The sequence below is a fragment of the Curtobacterium sp. A7_M15 genome (genome assembly GCF_030705415.1).
Lineage (GTDB): Bacteria > Actinomycetota > Actinomycetes > Actinomycetales > Microbacteriaceae > Curtobacterium.
This window is the reverse complement of the sequence record NZ_JAUZED010000039.1, coordinates 1-15,188: the sequence shown is the minus strand read 5'-3', so window position 1 is coordinate 15,188 and position 15,188 is coordinate 1. Positions and strand designations below refer to the sequence as shown.

Below are 15,188 nucleotides of genomic sequence, written 5' to 3'. Positions count from 1 at the left end.
GCGGCGTGACCGCGCCCGTCAGCCCCGCGGCACCGGCGTCAACCGCTGCAACTGCGTCACGTGCCCCGGCTCGAGCTCGTCGAGCGACGCCACTCCGAGCAACCGCATCGTGCGCTCGATCTGCTCCGACAGGATCTGGATCATCCGGTCGACCCCGGCCTCGCCGCCCGCCATCAGGCCGTACAGGTAGGCGCGGCCGACCATCGTGAACGTCGCGCCGAGGGCCACCGCGGCGACGATGTCCGCGCCGGACATGATGCCCGTGTCGAGGTGCACCTCGGTGTCCTTCCCGACCTCGCGGACGACCGTGGGGAGCAGGTGGAACGGCACCGGGGCGCGGTCGAGCTGTCGGCCGCCGTGGTTCGAGAGCGTGATGCCGTCCACGCCCGTGTCGGCCAGGCGCTTCGCGTCGCCGAGGGACTGCACGCCCTTGACGACGACCTTGCCCTTCCACTGCGACCGGATCCACTCCAGGTCCTCGTAGGTGACGGTCGGGTCGAACATGTGGTCCAGCAGCTCGCCGACCGTGCCGGACCACCGGTCGAGCGACGCGAACGCCAACGGCTCGGTGGTGAGGAAGTCGAACCACCACCAGGGCCGCGGGATCGCGTTCAACACCGTCCTGGCGCTGAGCTGCGGCGGGATGGAGAACCCGTTGCGCTTGTCCCGCAGCCGTGCGCCGGCGACGGGCACGTCGACGGTCACGAGCAGCGTGTCGAACCCGGCCTTCTCGGCGCGGGAGACCAGCGCCATCGACTTCTCGCGGTCCTTCCACATGTACAGCTGGAACCAGTTGCGCCCGTGGGGATTGGCGTCGCGGACGTCCTCGATCGCGGTGGTCCCCATCGTGGAGAGCGAGAACGGGATGCCGGCGCGGCCCGCTGCGCGGGCACCGGCACGCTCGCCCTCGGTCTGCATCATGCGCGTGAAGCCGGTGGGGGCGATGCCGAACGGGTAGGCGACCGGCGCACCGAGCACCGACCGGGAGGTGTCGACCTTCGAGACGTCACGGAGGATCGCCGGCGTGAACTCGATGTCCTCGAACGCCTGGCGTGCGCGGGCCAGGGAGATCTCGGCCTCGGCGGCGCCCTCGGTGTAGTCGAACGCGGCCTTCGGCGTGCGGCGGGCGGCGATGTCGCGCAGGTCCCAGATCGTCAGCGCCGACTCGAGACGCTGTCGCCGACCCGGCAGCGACGGCTTCTTGAACTGCATGAGCGGCGCGAGGTCGCGCACGGTCGGCAGCTGCCGCTTGATCGGTGCGCGCCGGGACGACGGCGCGCCCGGGGTCGGCGCGGGGGCGCCGGTCGCGGGGTCGACGCGGCGCTGATCATCGGTCGAGGTCATACAGACATCCTACGTCTCGGGGTGGATCGGTGGGTGGCGTGGTCGGGTCGCGGGGACGCAACGGCGCGCACCTATCCGATGTCTGTGCCCGAGACGGCCCCACCCCGACCCTCATCCACTGAGCAGGAATCGTCGAGTCCCGCGGACGGACTCGACCATTCCTGCTCAGTCGACGAAGCACGCAGCGCCGGGCGACACCCGGTGGCCGGCGTGACGACGCAGCCGCGGCACCGGCGACTGCAAGACACCCTCGCTACCGTGGGGCCATGCAGCAGCCCGCAGCCGGGACCCTCCGCGTCCTCCACCTCTCCGACACCCACCTCACCGGCGACGGCTCCCTGCACCAGGGATCCGTCGACACCGCCGCCGCGCTCGAGGGCGTGCTCGCCCGGGTCGACGGCGTCGCGGGGGTCGGGCTCGTCGTGGTGTCCGGCGACGTCTCGGAGGACGGCTCCCCGGAGTCCTACGCCGCAGTGCTCGAACGCGTCGGCGGCTGGGCGGAACGTCACGGTGCGGCCCTCGTCGCCGTCCCGGGCAACCACGACCTGCGCGAGGGGTTCCGACAGGTCCTCGCGAACGGTCACGTCCTCGGCGAGGGTGGCCGGCCGCTCATGCACACCATGGAGCACCACCCGCCGACGGTTCCGGTGTGGGGGCAGTCCCTCGTGGCCGGGCGCCGCATCGTCACGGTCGACACGAGCGTCCCCGGGGCCGGGTACGGCGAGATCGCCGAGGCGTCGCTCGAACGACTCCGCGCCGCGCTCGCCGGCGACCACGCCCCGCACGGGACGGTCGTCGTGCTCCACCACCCGCCGCTGCCGGCGCCGACCGCGCTGCACGAAGCCCTGCGCCTCCGCAACCCGGAAGCGCTCGCCGACGCGATCCGCGACTCCGACGTCCGGGTCGTGCTGGCGGGCCACTACCACCACCACTTCGCGGGGAGCCTCGCGGGCGTGCCGGTGCTCGTCGCGCCCGGCGTCGCGAACGACACCGACGTCACCGGCGCCTACGACGAGGAGTCCGCGTACGTCGACTCCGGAGCGCTCGTCGTCGACGTCGCCGAGGACGGCTCCGTCTGGTCGACGCCGGTCCGCGTGCCGCGGCCGGACGCCGACCCGCTCGCGTTCGCGCTCGATGCGGACACCGTGGCGCGCGTCATCGAGGCGTCCACCGGGCAGTAGACGCACCGGGCGGCGGACGGGAGGCGGCCCCACCAGCCGGTTCCGGCGCACCGCGCCAGCGGGGCGACGGCCGATACGGGAGGGACGGTGCGGGCCCGACCCGCGCCTCCCGTTCGACGTGCGGGGACGCCGGTACCCCTCGCATTCGGGTTGCAGTCGGGAACTCCGAGTAGGCCGGTGGCAACTCGCGAGCGAAGGAGCACCCCATGCGGATCGGCAGCGCAGTGCAGTACGACCGGTACGGCGACTTCGACGTCGTCGAACTCGTCCCGCAGGAACGCCCGGAGGCGGGCCCCGGTGAGATCGTCGTCGAGATCGTCGCGGCGGGACTCAACCACATCGAGCGGTTCCTGCGCGAGGGGCGGCTCCGGGACCACATCGACCTGACGTTCCCCGCTCGGCAGGGCGTCGACTTCGCCGGTATCGTCCGTGCTCGCGGCGACGGCGTGAAGGACCTGCGCGTCGGCGACGAGGTGATGGGGCACGCGCCCGACGGTGGATCGCACGCCACGTGGCTCGTCGTGCCGCGCGCCGCCGTCATCAAGAAGCCGGAGCACGTCGGGTGGGAGGTCGCGGGCGGCCTCTACCTGGCCGGGTGCACGGCGGTGACGGTGGTCCGCGACCTCAAGCTCGGTCCGGAGGACACCGTGGTCGTCACCGCGGCGGCAGGCGGTGTCGGGCACATCGAGTGCCAGCTCGCGCACGACGCCGGCGCGACCGTCATCGCCCTCGGCAGTGCGCGCAACCACGACTACCTCCGTCAGATCGGCACCCTCCCCGTCGTGTACGGCGACGGCGAGGAGGAACGCATCCGTGCCATCGCGGACGGGCGCCCGATCACCGCGTTCATCGACAACCACGGCGAGAGCCGGGCCGAGGAACTCGCGGAGCGCCTCGGCGTCGCACCGGGGCGGTTCGTGTCGTCCGAGGCGCGGCGCGACATCGAGATTCGGTTCCTCCGCGCGCCGGCCGAGGACGAGGAGCCCCGCGAGCTCCTGACGCTCCTGGCGAAGGCGGTCGAGGACCGGCGCGTGCAGGTGCTCATCTCGGGGTTCTACCCGTTCGAGTACATCGTCGAGGCGTACGAGGACCTCGCCGAGATGAAGTCCCGCGGCAAGGTCGTCATCGGCATGCAGACGGTGGAGAAGGGCGCCCGACTCGACTGGTACCGGTCGGAGAAGGCCCGCGACCTGCGCGACCGGTACGCCGATGCACGGGGGACCGACACCGAGACGATGGCCGGCGGGTCGGCGAGTCCGAGCGCCTAGCTGAGGACGTCCTTCGTGGTGAAGCGGCTGTACGCCAGCGCCCCGAAGACCACGACGTACCCGAGCTGGAGCACCGCGTTCGACCCGAACGAGTCGAACGCGATCGGGTCCCGCAGCAGATCGCCGAACCCGAGCCACTCGTGCGAGAACAGGAACGGGTGCAGCCAGTCGAGCTGCGGCAGCTGGTCGAGTACCTGGGACGCTCCGGCCAACACCACCGTCGCCGCCATCGCCCCGACCGGCACGTTGGTGAGCGTCGAGGCGAACAACCCGATCGCGGAGAGTCCGAGCATCGACAGCGTGACGTAGAGCGCCAGGAGCACGGCCCGTCCGGCGTACGACCAGCCGTCGACCTGGGTGCCCGAGAGCAGTGTCACCGGCCCGATCGGGAACAGCACGGCACCGATCGCGGCGCCGACGAGGACGATGAGGAGCGTCGCCGCGAGGCAGAACGCCACCGCGCCGACGTACTTGACGACGATGAAGCGCACCCGGCCGGTCGGGGCCACGAGGAGGTAGCGGATCGTCCCGTGGCTTGCCTCGCCCGCGACGGTGTCACCCGCCACCACGCCGACCGTGAGCGGCAGGAACAGCGGGATCGACACGGTCAGCGCGGTGAAGGCCACGAAGAGCCCGTTGTTCGTGATGTCGCCCAGGAACGCGGGGCCGCCGGAGTCGTCGCCGGTCGTGAGCCGCACGGCGACGGCGATGAGGATCGGCACGAGGGCGAGCGCGCCGAGCATCGCCCACGTCCGGCGGCGTCGGAAGACGAGGGCGAGTTCGGACCCGAGGAGCGCGAACGGCCGTCGGCGGGGGCGCGAGGACTCGCGGACGTCGAGCCGCAGCTGGTCCGCCGTCGGCGCGGTGGTGGCGTCAGGCTGCGACATCGAAGCCCTCTCCGGTGAGGGCGACGAAGAGGTCCTCGAGGGTGCCGCCGCCAACGGTGAGTCCGCGAACCCGGACGTCGGCGCGGACGAGCTCGGTGGTGATGGTCTCCGGCAGGACCTCGGGCGGCAGGTCGGCCACGAGCACGTCCGCTCCGCCCTCGTGCCTCGGGGTGAGCCCGAGGCGCATGAGCACGGTGCCGGCCTGGCCGAGGTCGGGCGTCCGGACCGTGACGGTGCGGGCACCGGCGGCGCGGAGCTCGTCGAGCGGTCCCTGCGCGACGAGCTTGCCGGTCCGCATCACCGCCGCGTGCGTGCAGACCTGCTCGATCTCGGCGAGAAGGTGACTCGAGACGAACACCGTGGTGCCGTCGTCCGCGAGGGAGCGGATGAGGTTGCGGACCTCGCGCGTGCCCTGCGGGTCGAGGCCGTTCGTCGGTTCGTCGAGCACGAGCAGGTCCCGCGGGGCGAGCAGGGCGTTCGCGAGTCCGAGGCGCTGCTTCATGCCGAGCGAGTACGCGTGCGCCTTCTTGTCGGCCGCGTGCGTGAGCCCGACGCGGTCGAGGGCGCTCGCCACCCGCTGCCCGCGGGTGCGCGGGTCCGAGGTGGGGTCGGCGGCATCGAAGCGGAACAGGTTCGCGCGGCCGGAGAGGTACGGGTAGAACGCCGGGCCCTCGACGAGGGCACCGACGCGCGGCAGGACCTCGTGGAGTGCCTTCGGCACGGGTTCGCCGAGCACCTCGATCGTGCCGCCGGTCGCGCTGGAGAGCCCGAGGAGCATGCGGATCGTCGTCGTCTTGCCGGAGCCGTTCGGACCGAGGAAGCCGAACACCGCGCCGCGCGGGACGGCGAGGTCGATGCCGTCCACCGCGCGCTGCTTGCGGAAGACCTTCGCCAGCCCGGTGGTGCGGATCGCCAGGGGCGCGTCGGGCGCGCTCACTCGGCTGCAGCCACCAGCGCCGACACCGGGACCGCGCCCGCGAGGACCCGGCCGTCGTCGGTGAGGTAGACCGACACGAGCGACGTCTGCACCGCACGGCCACCGTCGACGGAACGGGTCAGCTGGTCGAGCAGGCCGCTGGCGTCGTCTCCGAGCGCGCTCTGGTCGACGGTGCCCTTCGGGAGCTCGGCGATCGTGGTCCAGCCCGTCCCGCTGAAGGTCGGCTCGTCGCCGGTGCGTCCGTGGCGGTGGTGCGGGTCACCCGCGCCGTGCTCTGCGCCGTGCTCCGCGGCGTCGGAGAGGTCCTTCGTCTCGACCGTCGCGTTGGACGGTGGCGTGAAGTCGAACAGCCGCGCTGCGGGTGCGCCGTACTGCAGGCTCGTGAAGCCGACCTCGACCGCGGGGTCGGACTGGCCCTTCGCCTCGATCGTGGCACGCAGCGGCAGGCCGGTCTGCTGGTCGACCGCCAGCCGGACGGACCCGACGAGCGTGCCGGTCGACTTCGGGGTGAGGGTGATCTGCCAGGCGTCGTGGCCGGCGACCCGGACGTCCTTCGGCTTCGACACCGTGGTGCTCGGGGTGATCGCGTCGATCGCCTGCTCCGCGATGTCGGACGGCGTCGTGGTGCCGGACTTCGGCGTCCGGGCGTCCTTCGGGAGCGTGACGTGCGTCGCCGTGCGCTCCTTCGAGTCCCAGGTCCAGACGTCGGACCCGTTGCGGACGACGTCCTGCTCGGCGAGCTGCTGCGTCACCTGCACGCGCTGCTTGTCGGGGCCGTCGACGTAGACGCGGGCGGTGTGCGACGAGGTGAGCAGGCCGAGGGTGTCCGAGGCGTCGCCCTCGAGCGAGGAACCACCGGACCCGGTCGGGAGCTCCGGCAGGCCGAGGTCGCTCGTCTGTACGAGCTTGCCGGAGTACTCCGCGTCGGACGATCCCGCGATGCTGGCGATGACGTCCGCCGCGCTCGGGTTCGTCCCCGCGACCGGGTCGCTCGATGCGTTCGCGATCATCGGCGCTGCGACGGCGCCGGCGACGACGACCGGTGCGATGATCGCGGGCAGCCAGGCTGACTTCTTCATCGGTTTCCCCTCGGTGGAGCATTCGGAGTCGGCAGTACGGTACGTCGGCCCGCCGACAGTGGGCTGGGCGTTCGTAGACTCGGGGACGACCGGTGCGGATCGGTGGCGGCGAAGGAGGCGGCATGCGGGCGGTGCTCGGTCTGGACATCGGGACGTCGAGCACGAAGGCCCTGCTCGCGCGGTTCGACGGGACGGTGATCGCCGAGGTCGCACGGCGGCACGAGGTCGACCGGCCGGAGCAGGGGCTCGTCGAGATGGACGCCGGGGTGTGGTGGGACGAGTTCACGGCGCTGACCCGCGAACTGCTCGAGCGGGCGCCGGACGCCGAGGTCGAGGCCGTCGGCGTGAGCGGCATCGGTCCCTGTGTCCTCCTCACCGACGACGCGGGCGAGCCGCTGCGCCCCGCGATCCTGTACGGCATCGACACCCGCACGGCTGAGATGCTCCCCGCCGTGACGGCCGAGCTCGGCGGCGAGGACGCGGTCCGCTCCCGGTGCGGCTCCGCGCTCAGCACGCAGGCGGCGGGGGTGAAGCTCGCCTGGGTCGCCCGGCACGAACCCGACGTGTGGCGACGTGCGGCGCGGTTCACGATGCCGTCGTCGCGGGTGGTGGAGCTGCTGACCGGGCAGTACGTCCTCGACCACCACTCGGCGAGCCAGTGCACGCCGCTCTACGACGTGCACCAGGAGGCCTGGATCGACTCGTGGTGCGAGCGGCTCGCGCCGGGGCTCACGATGCCGCGCCTGCTCTGGTCGGGTGACCCCGCCGGGACCGTGACGCACGCGGCGGCCGCGGCCACGGGCCTCCCGGTCGGCATTCCCGTGACCGCCGGCACCATCGACGCCTGGGCCGAGGGCGTCAGCGTCGGCGCCGCGGAACCCGGTCGGATGTTCCTGCAGTACGGGACCACGATGTTCATGATCGCGCCGACCGACGCACCCGTCTCGGTGAGCGGGATGTGGACCACCGTCGGGACCCACCCCGGGCAGCCGAGCGTCGCCGGTGGGATGGCGACCTCCGGGGCGATCACCGACTGGCTCCGGCGGCTCGTCGACGGCGAGTGGTCGACGATGCTCGAGGAGGCCCGCTGCGCCGGCATCGGGGCGAACGGGCTGCTCATGCTGCCGTACTTCGCGGGGGAGCGGACCCCGATCGCGGACCCGGACGCACGCGGGGTGATCGCGGGTCTCACGGTGCGGCACACCCGCGGCGATCTGTACCGGGCGACGCTCGAGGCAACGGCCTACGCGGTGCGGCACAACGTCGAGGTGCTGCGCGACGCCGGGGTCGAGGTCCGCGAGCTCGTCGGTGCCGGTGGCGGGCTGCTCGGGCGGCTCTGGCCGACGATCGTGTCGGACGTGACCGGGCTGCCGCAGACGGTCCCGAGCGTGACGATCGGCGCGTGTTACGGGTCGGCCTTCCTCGCGGCCGGGCTCGTCGAGGACGTGGACGTCACCGCGTGGAACCCGCCCGCGGCCCGCATCGAGCCGGACCCCGTGGCGACGGTGGCGTACGAGCCGGGGTACCGCGACTACCGCGAGCTGTACGAGGCGACGAAGGCCGTCGTGCACCGGTTGGCGGCGCGCGGCTGACGTGGTGCCGCGTGCTGCTGCACAACGGAAGTGGGCTCGAACCACGGGAAGCCGCGATTCGAGCCCACTTCGGTCGTGCGAAGCGCCCGCCCTCCGCGGAGCGCCCGCCCTCGGCGGAGCGGACGCGAAGCGGAAGCGGAAGCGGAGCGTCAGGCGGAAGCGCCCGCGTCCACGCCCGCCGGCGCGCTGCCGTCGTACTCGCAGATCGCCTGCACCTTCGACGCGCTGGCGGACGAGCGGTCGAACTCGTAGCCCAACCACTCCTTCGCCATCCGCCGGGCGACCTCGACGCCGACGACGCGCTGGCCCATGCAGAGGACCTGGGCGTCGTTCGACAGGATCGAGCGCTCGACGCTGAACGAGTCGTGCGCCGTGACGGCCCGGATGCCCGGCACCTTGTTCGCGCTGATCGCGACGCCGAGCCCGGTGCCGCAGATCAGGATCGCCCGGTCCGCGTCGCCGTTCGCCACCATGCGTGCGGCGTCGACGGCGATGTGCGGGTAGGCGGTGTGCCCGTCCGCGTCCACACCCACGTCGACCACCGAGGCGACCCGCGGGTCGGCCTCCAGGTCGGCCTTGATGATCTCCTTGTAGTCGAACCCGGCGTCGTCCGAACCGACCACGAGACGGTACGTCATGCGAGTGTCCCTTCCTTGTCTGCTGCACGGGTGGCGAGGACCTCGCCGACCCGTGTGAGGATCATCCCCATCGAGGTGGCACCCGCGTCGGGTGTCCCCAGGCTCTTCTCCGCCAGCGGCCGGGCGCGCCCGACCTTCGGCTTGAGGTCTGCGGTCGCAGCGGCTTCCGTCACCGCGACCTGAGCGGCAGCCTGCCACGCCTCCGTGAGCGGCGTACCAGCGTCGACGCCGCTCCGCAGTTCCTCGACGAACGGGAGCAGTGCGTCGAGCAGCGTCTTGTCCCCGCGCGACGCCCCGCCGAGGTGCACGATCGAGTCCGCGAACGCCTGCGCTGCCTCGACGACGTCGGATGCCTCGTACTCCGAGCGGTCGTCGCCCAGCGATCGGCCGAAGGCCTCGAGTGCCGCACCCCACAGGACCCCGGAGGTGCCGCCTGCGAACTCGGCCCACGCGTCACCGGCGCGTCCGAGGACGAAGGCGACCCCTGCCTCCTGGGCCGCCTTCTCGACCGCCGTGCGGGCCGCACCGATCCCCTTGACCATGCCGCGACCGTGGTCGCCGTCACCGGCGACCGCGTCGATGCGGCCCAGTTGCTCCTCGTGCTCCCGCAGGAGCGCGTCGATCGCCTCGATCGCGGCGCGTGCGGTCTGCGCGGCCTGCCTGGAGGCGCCACTCGCGTCCGGCACGACCGTCGCTTCGTCCTCGGCGGCGTCCACCGCGTCGGCCGGCACGAGCGCGGCGACCGGCGCCGCCACCTTGCGGTAGGCGGGCGTGTACGCGTCGGCCCTCCACAGCGTCTCGAGCTCGTCGTCGAGCCACTGCAGGGTGAGCGAGCAGCCGCCCATGTCGAGGCTCGTGACGAGTTCGCCGACCTCGGGCTCGACGACCTCGATCCCGGCGTCCTGCAGCAGCGGGAGCACCCGGCCCCAGAGCAGGAAGAGCTCCTCGTACTTGGTGTCGCCGAGACCGTTCAGGATCGGCGCGACCCGGGTGCCGGCGGTGTCCGGGCGGTCCGCGAGCAGCCGCTCGACGAGGAGCGAGGCGAGGTCCTTCGCGCGCAGCATCGGGACGTCCTCGATGCCCGGTTCGCCGTGGATCCCGAGCCCCAGACCGAGGTGGCCGTCGGGCACGGTGAAGAGCGGCTCCGTCGCGCCGGGCATCGTGCAGCCCGAGAACGCCACGCCGATGGTGCGCGTGGCACGGTTGGACGCGTTGCCGACGCGCTCGACCTCGTCGAGGTCGGCTCCCGCTGCCGCGGCCGCGCCCATGGCCTTGAACACCGAGAAGTCACCGGCGATGCCGCGGCGCTTCGACTCGTCGTCGGCGCTGGCGATGTCGTCCGTCACGATCACGATGCGGGTGTCGATGCCCTCGGCGTTCAGCCGCTCGGCCGCGAGTCCGAAGTTCATCGTGTCGCCGGCGTAGTTGCCGAACGACAGGACGACGCCCTTCCCCTGGTCCGCCGCCTTGGCGACCGAGTAGACCTGCGCGGTGGACGGCGAGGTAAAGATGTTGCCGACGACGGCGCCGGTGGCGAACCCGGGACCGACCACACCGCAGAACGCCGGGTAGTGGCCGGACCCGCCGCCGACGACGACCGCGACCTGCGGCTCGGCGCCCTCCGTCGGCAGGGCGACGACGCCGCCGTGGACACCGCGGACCCGGTCGGCGTAGAGGGCGAGCCAGCCCGCGAGCTGGTCCTCGGCGAACTCCTCCGGGTCGTCGTGGATCATGGTCATGGTGCTGGTCCTTCGCATCGAGTGGTGGGGTGGTGCACCGGGCGACGGCGGGACGGCCGCCGTCGCCCGGGGTTCAGTGTCCTCGGTCTCCCTGCGGGACCTTGAGGAAGTGGATCATCACGAACGCGCAGGCGTACAGGCCGACGAACGTCCAGGTCACGGCCTGGCCGCCACCGCCCAGGGCGAGGACCGCGGCGACGACGCCCGTGCCGAGGAACGCCGCTCCACCGGCTGCCGTGGTGTACATCGCCATCGCGGCGCCCTTGTGCTCGGGAGCGAGCGCCGGCATGATCGCGCCCATCGGGACGAAGCCCGCGAGCAGGCAGCCGAACACGCAGCCGGCGACGACGGAGAGCACGTAGCCCCAGTCGGACCCGGCGGGCACGAGCTGCGGGACGTACCACCAGGCGATGAGCCCGAGCGCGGAGCCGACGATGCCGAACCACTTGACGGTGCGCTGCCAGCCGATCTTGTCGCCGACCCAGCCGAACAGGGCGTTCACGAGGATGTTCGTCGCGTAGACGCACACGGTCATGAGCAGCCATCGGCTCTGGCCCCAGCCGCGCTCGTTCGCGATCACGGCCGGGAGGATGACGAACATGCCGAACTCGGGAGCCGTGTTGATGAGGCGGACGAGGAAGCCCATCAGGATCTTCGGTCGCGTGGCCGTCAGGCGGATGCCGCTCGTCATGACACGCCAGGCGCTCTCGCCCGCCGGCGCGATGCGGGAGAACCCGTTCGGCAGACGCACCCCGAACAGCAGGATGAGGAAGCCGATCACGACCAGGCCGATCGACGCGATCATCGCGCCGGTCTCACCGACCGTGCCGCCGCCGAAGACCGGGATCGCGCCGATCGCGAAGAGCGAGCCGAGCGTGGGCAGGCCGCCGGTGAAGGCGACGTAGAACCAGCCGACGGCCGAGCCGTTCCGCTCCACGGGCGTCGTGATGTTCACCCACACGAGGAACGCGAAGGCGAACAGGGGGTACCCGAAGCCGCGGATGGCGTAGGCCACGGCGGCGAACGGCACGCTCCCGAGCCCGAGGCCGATGAGGAACAGGACCTCGAAGACCACCCAGACGGCGAACCCGAGGATCATCACCCGCCGCGGACCGATCAGGTCGGCGAGGGCGCCCGAGACGTAGCTCCCCACAAGGGCGGCGAGGCTGTAGAACGTCACGATCGTGGCGACCGTGGCCTCGGGGGAGCCGAGGACCGCCACCATGTGGGGCGTGATGAAGTTCGATTCGACGCCGTTGCCGGTCATGAAGACCAGGACGGCGAGGAAGCCGAGGGCGAGCGGGCGGGGGATGCCCATCCGGTCGAGTCGTCCCTCGGCGCGGGGCGTCGTCGGCGCGCCGGTGGCGCGTTGTGTCGTCGTTGACATGCTTGCTGACTCCTGTGGTGGCTGCGGCTCAGGCCTGCAGGGACGGGATGATCGAGACCTTGACGCTGGCGCCCGCGGAGTCGCCGACGAGGTCCAGGGCCTCCTGGAAACGTTCGAGGGGGAACTGGTGGGTGCAGATCTCGGACATCGGCAGGGTCTCGGCCTCGAGGAGCTTGATCGCGGCGGGCCAGGTGTGGGGGCCGAGGTGGGCGCCGCGGACGTCGAGTTCCTTGTCGTCGGAGATGATCGACCAGTCGACGGAGACGTTGTCCTTGAAGACGGAGTACTCGACGAACGTGCCGAGCTTGCGGAGCAGGTTGAGGCCCTGGGGGACGGCGGAGGGGTGGCCGGTGGCCTCGATGTAGACGTCGGCGCCGTAGCCGTCGGTGAGTTCCTTGACACGGGCGACCGCGTCGTCCTGGGCGATGTTGATCGTGATGTCCGCGCCGACCTTGCGGGCGAGCTCGAGCTTGTCCTCGACGACGTCGAGCGCGATGATCCGCAGCGGGTTCTTCTGGCGGGCGCCGGCGATGGCGGAGAGCCCGATCGGGCCGGCGCCGGCGATGACGACGGTGTCGCCGAACTTGATGTCGCCGCGCTCGACGGCGTGGAAGGCGCAGGAGAGCGGTTCGGCGAACGCGGCGACCTGTCCGGGGAGGGCGCTGGAGACGGGGTGGGTGAGGGCCTTGGCCGGGACGAGGACGTACTCGGCCATCGCGCCGTCGTAGCCCTTGAAGCCGAACATGTCGTGCACGTTGCACATCCAGTAGGCGCCCTCGAGGCAGTACCTGCACTCCCAGCACGGCACGATCTGCTCGCACGCGATCCGGTCGCCGACGCTCACGCCGCGCTTGGCGAGGGCGGCGTCGTCGCCGGCGACGATCGTGCCGACGAACTCGTGGCCGGGGATCCGGTCCTTCTCGGCCCAGGCGGGGCGGTTCTCGTCGCCCCAGAACTTCGCGGCGCCGTGGTAGCACTTCAGGTCGCTGGCGCAGATGCCGACGGCGTCGGTGCGGAGCAGCAGCTCGCCGGGACCGGGCGTGGGCACGGGGCGGGTCTCGAGGCGGTAGTCCTCGGGACCGTGGACCACGACGGCGCGCATCGTGGCGGGGATCTCGGTGGGCGTCGCGGCCGTGGTGGTCGCGTTCTCGGTCGTCGTCGACATGAGCTGCTCCTTCGTCGGGGTGCTTCGGCGATGACTGTACACCTCTCGGAACGTTTGTCCAGAACACAATTTCTGATACGGTCGGCGCGAACGCAAAGGAGCGACCATGACCACCGACTTCGCCGCAGCCCTCCGACCGGGTCCGGACACGATCGACCTGACGAACGACTTCACCGGACGCACGGCGGTGGTCACGGGCGGGGCGTCCGGCATCGGCAACGCGATCGCGGTGGCACTGGCGTCCCGCGGCGCCCGTGTCGCGATCGTCGACGTTCGAGCAGAGGGCGCCGAGGCCGCCGCGGCAGCACTGCCGGCGGCGTCCACTGCCCAGTCTGACCATGTTCCGTCGTCGCACCTCGGCATCGGCTGCGACGTCACGGACGAGGGGTCGGTGGCCCGCGCGGTCGCCGCCGTCACCGACGCCGCCGGCCGGATCGACGTCCTCGTGAACTGCGCCGGTGTCGCCCTGCTCGCGCCCGCCGAGGACCTCGACCCCGGCGCCTGGGCCACGACCATCGACGTCAACCTCACCGGCACCTACCGAGTCGCCCAGGCGGTCGGCCGTCACATGCTCACAGCCGGCTACGGCCGCATCGTGAACATCGCCTCGCAGGCCGCACACGTCGGGATCGACGGCCACGCGGCGTACTGCGCGTCGAAGGCCGGCGTGATCGGACTCACCCGCGTGCTCGCGCTCGAGTGGGGCGGGCGGGGCGTCACCGTGAACACCGTGTCGCCGACCGTGGTGCTCACCGACCTCGGCCGCGGCGCCTGGGCGAACGAGAAGGGTCTGCGCCACCAGGACGAGATCCCCACCGGACGGTTCGCGACCCCCGACGAGATCGCCGCCGCGGTCCTGTTCCTCGCGGGGGAGTCGAGCGCCATGGTGAACGGCGCCGACCTCCGCGTGGACGGCGGGTTCACGATCCGCTGACGAGTGCCAGGGCTACGATCGCCCCATGTCCGTCGAGAACCCCGCCGCCGACGGTACCCGGACCCGCTTCCCGCTCGACACCGTGTACCAGGCCGCGCGGATGTACTACCTCGAGGACGCCACCCAGGTCGAGATCGCCTCGCGCCTCGGGGTCTCACGGCCCACGGTCAGCCGGCTCGTCGCCGAGGCGCGGAAGGCCGGACTGGTCCGCATCGAGGTCGTCGACCCCTTCCAGGACGAGACCGTCGCGCTCGCCGAACGGCTGCAGGTCGTGCTCGGGCTGCGAGCGGTGCACCTCGCCGCCGTGACGCACACCGCCACACTCGGCGCCGACCTCGCCGCTCCGCTCGCCGCCGCGGTCGAGGGGATGGGGCTCGTGCCCGGCGACGCCGTGCTCATGTCGTCCGGTCGCACGGTCTACGACGTCGCCCACGCGGGCATGCCGCAGCTGCCGGGCGTGCAGCTCGTGCCGACGGTGGGCGGGCAGGCCGACCCGATGCCGTGGTTCCAGACGAACGAGATCACCCGCGCGGCCGCCGAGCACTCCGGCGCGATCCCGGCGTTCCTCTTCGCGCAGGCGCTGCCGTCGCCCGCGATGCGGTCGTCACTCGACGAGGACCCGGCCTTCCAGCACGTCGTCGGCCTGTGGGGCCGGGCGAAGGGCGCGATCCTCGGCATCGGCGCGCCGACGGCCACTCGTGACGCGCTCGCCCGGGGCGTCCCGGTCGAGGACGCCGTCTTCGACCAGGCAGCCGGTGACGTCTGCCTCAACTTCTACGCCGCAGACGGCTCGGCGATCGAGTTCCCGGGCAGCGACCGGATGGTGCGCACCTCCCGCGAGGTCCTCTCGGCCGTCCCGCACGCGATCGGCGTCGCGGTCGGTGCCGCGAAGGTCTCGAGCATCGTCGGCGCCGTGCGCGGCCGGCTCGTCAACGAACTGGTCACCGACGCCGCCACGGCACGGGCGCTGCTGGACGCGCTCGCTTGAGTGGTTCCCGCCTGTGGGCCGGGAGGCGCGGTGCGTGCCCGCACCGCGC

At 72.2% G+C, this 15,188-nt stretch carries 13 protein-coding genes; 5 read left to right on the top strand and 8 right to left on the bottom strand.

What is annotated here, in order from left to right; translation table 11 throughout:
- Positions 1-18 precede the first annotated feature (18 nt).
- Positions 19-1,212, bottom strand: coding sequence for an alpha-hydroxy acid oxidase (locus Q7F20_RS09125; protein WP_305739797.1), 1,194 nt, complete (start codon positions 1,210-1,212; stop codon positions 19-21).
- 398 nt (positions 1,213-1,610) lie between these two features.
- Between Q7F20_RS09125 and Q7F20_RS09120 the strand changes: the two genes are divergently transcribed.
- On the top strand, positions 1,611-2,525 hold the full coding sequence (locus Q7F20_RS09120; RefSeq protein WP_305739780.1) for a metallophosphoesterase: 915 nt from the start codon (positions 1,611-1,613) through the stop codon (positions 2,523-2,525).
- 206 nt (positions 2,526-2,731) lie between these two features.
- The gene (locus Q7F20_RS09115) at positions 2,732-3,793 is read left to right on the top strand and encodes an NADP-dependent oxidoreductase (protein ID WP_305739779.1); all 1,062 of its coding nucleotides are present in this window, start codon (positions 2,732-2,734) and stop codon (positions 3,791-3,793) included.
- On the opposite strand, the gene Q7F20_RS09110 is transcribed toward Q7F20_RS09115, so the two are convergent.
- The 3 genes from Q7F20_RS09110 to Q7F20_RS09100 are packed head-to-tail and all read right to left on the bottom strand — an operon-like array spanning position 3,790 to position 6,696.
- Positions 3,790-4,680: an ABC transporter permease gene (locus Q7F20_RS09110; RefSeq protein ID WP_305739778.1), complete on the bottom strand. Its 891-nt coding sequence runs from the start codon at positions 4,678-4,680 to the stop codon at positions 3,790-3,792. The genes Q7F20_RS09115 and Q7F20_RS09110 overlap by 4 nt on opposite strands.
- On the bottom strand, positions 4,667-5,617 hold the full coding sequence (locus tag Q7F20_RS09105; RefSeq protein ID WP_305739777.1) for an ABC transporter ATP-binding protein: 951 nt from the start codon (positions 5,615-5,617) through the stop codon (positions 4,667-4,669). Before Q7F20_RS09105 ends, Q7F20_RS09110 begins: the two co-directional genes overlap by 14 nt.
- Positions 5,614-6,696, bottom strand: coding sequence for an outer membrane lipoprotein carrier protein LolA (locus Q7F20_RS09100; protein ID WP_305739776.1), 1,083 nt, complete (start codon positions 6,694-6,696; stop codon positions 5,614-5,616). The genes Q7F20_RS09105 and Q7F20_RS09100 overlap by 4 nt, the downstream gene beginning before the upstream one ends.
- 122 nt (positions 6,697-6,818) lie before the next feature.
- On the opposite strand from Q7F20_RS09100, the gene Q7F20_RS09095 reads away from it, so the two are divergent.
- Entirely contained in the window at positions 6,819-8,288 is a 1,470-nt protein-coding gene (locus Q7F20_RS09095; protein WP_305739775.1) for an FGGY-family carbohydrate kinase, read from the top strand.
- A 149-nt stretch (positions 8,289-8,437) separates the two neighbouring features.
- On the opposite strand, the gene Q7F20_RS09090 is transcribed toward Q7F20_RS09095, so the two are convergent.
- The 4 genes from Q7F20_RS09090 to Q7F20_RS09075 form a co-directional block, all read right to left on the bottom strand.
- Complete coding sequence (locus Q7F20_RS09090) at positions 8,438-8,926, bottom strand: ribose-5-phosphate isomerase (RefSeq protein ID WP_305739774.1); 489 nt, start codon at positions 8,924-8,926, stop codon at positions 8,438-8,440.
- Positions 8,923-10,665 (bottom strand): dihydroxyacetone kinase family protein, encoded by a 1,743-nt coding sequence (locus Q7F20_RS09085; RefSeq protein WP_305739773.1) that lies wholly within the window; start codon positions 10,663-10,665, stop codon positions 8,923-8,925. The genes Q7F20_RS09090 and Q7F20_RS09085 overlap by 4 nt, the downstream gene beginning before the upstream one ends.
- A gap of 73 nt (positions 10,666-10,738) precedes the next feature.
- Positions 10,739-12,052 (bottom strand): MFS transporter, encoded by a 1,314-nt coding sequence (locus tag Q7F20_RS09080; protein WP_305739772.1) that lies wholly within the window; start codon positions 12,050-12,052, stop codon positions 10,739-10,741.
- Positions 12,053-12,080: 28 nt separating this feature from the next.
- Complete coding sequence (locus Q7F20_RS09075; protein WP_305739771.1) at positions 12,081-13,217, bottom strand: zinc-binding dehydrogenase; 1,137 nt, start codon at positions 13,215-13,217, stop codon at positions 12,081-12,083.
- A gap of 106 nt (positions 13,218-13,323) precedes the next feature.
- Here Q7F20_RS09075 and Q7F20_RS09070 point away from each other — a divergent pair, with 106 nt between their 5' ends.
- Together Q7F20_RS09070 and Q7F20_RS09065 are read left to right on the top strand one after the other, a co-directional pair.
- A complete protein-coding gene (locus tag Q7F20_RS09070; protein ID WP_305739770.1) occupies positions 13,324-14,151 on the top strand; it encodes a GolD/DthD family dehydrogenase in 828 nt (275 codons plus the stop codon).
- A 25-nt stretch (positions 14,152-14,176) separates the two neighbouring features.
- Positions 14,177-15,139: a sugar-binding transcriptional regulator gene (locus Q7F20_RS09065; protein ID WP_305739769.1), complete on the top strand. Its 963-nt coding sequence runs from the start codon at positions 14,177-14,179 to the stop codon at positions 15,137-15,139.
- Positions 15,140-15,188: the final 49 nt, after the last annotated feature.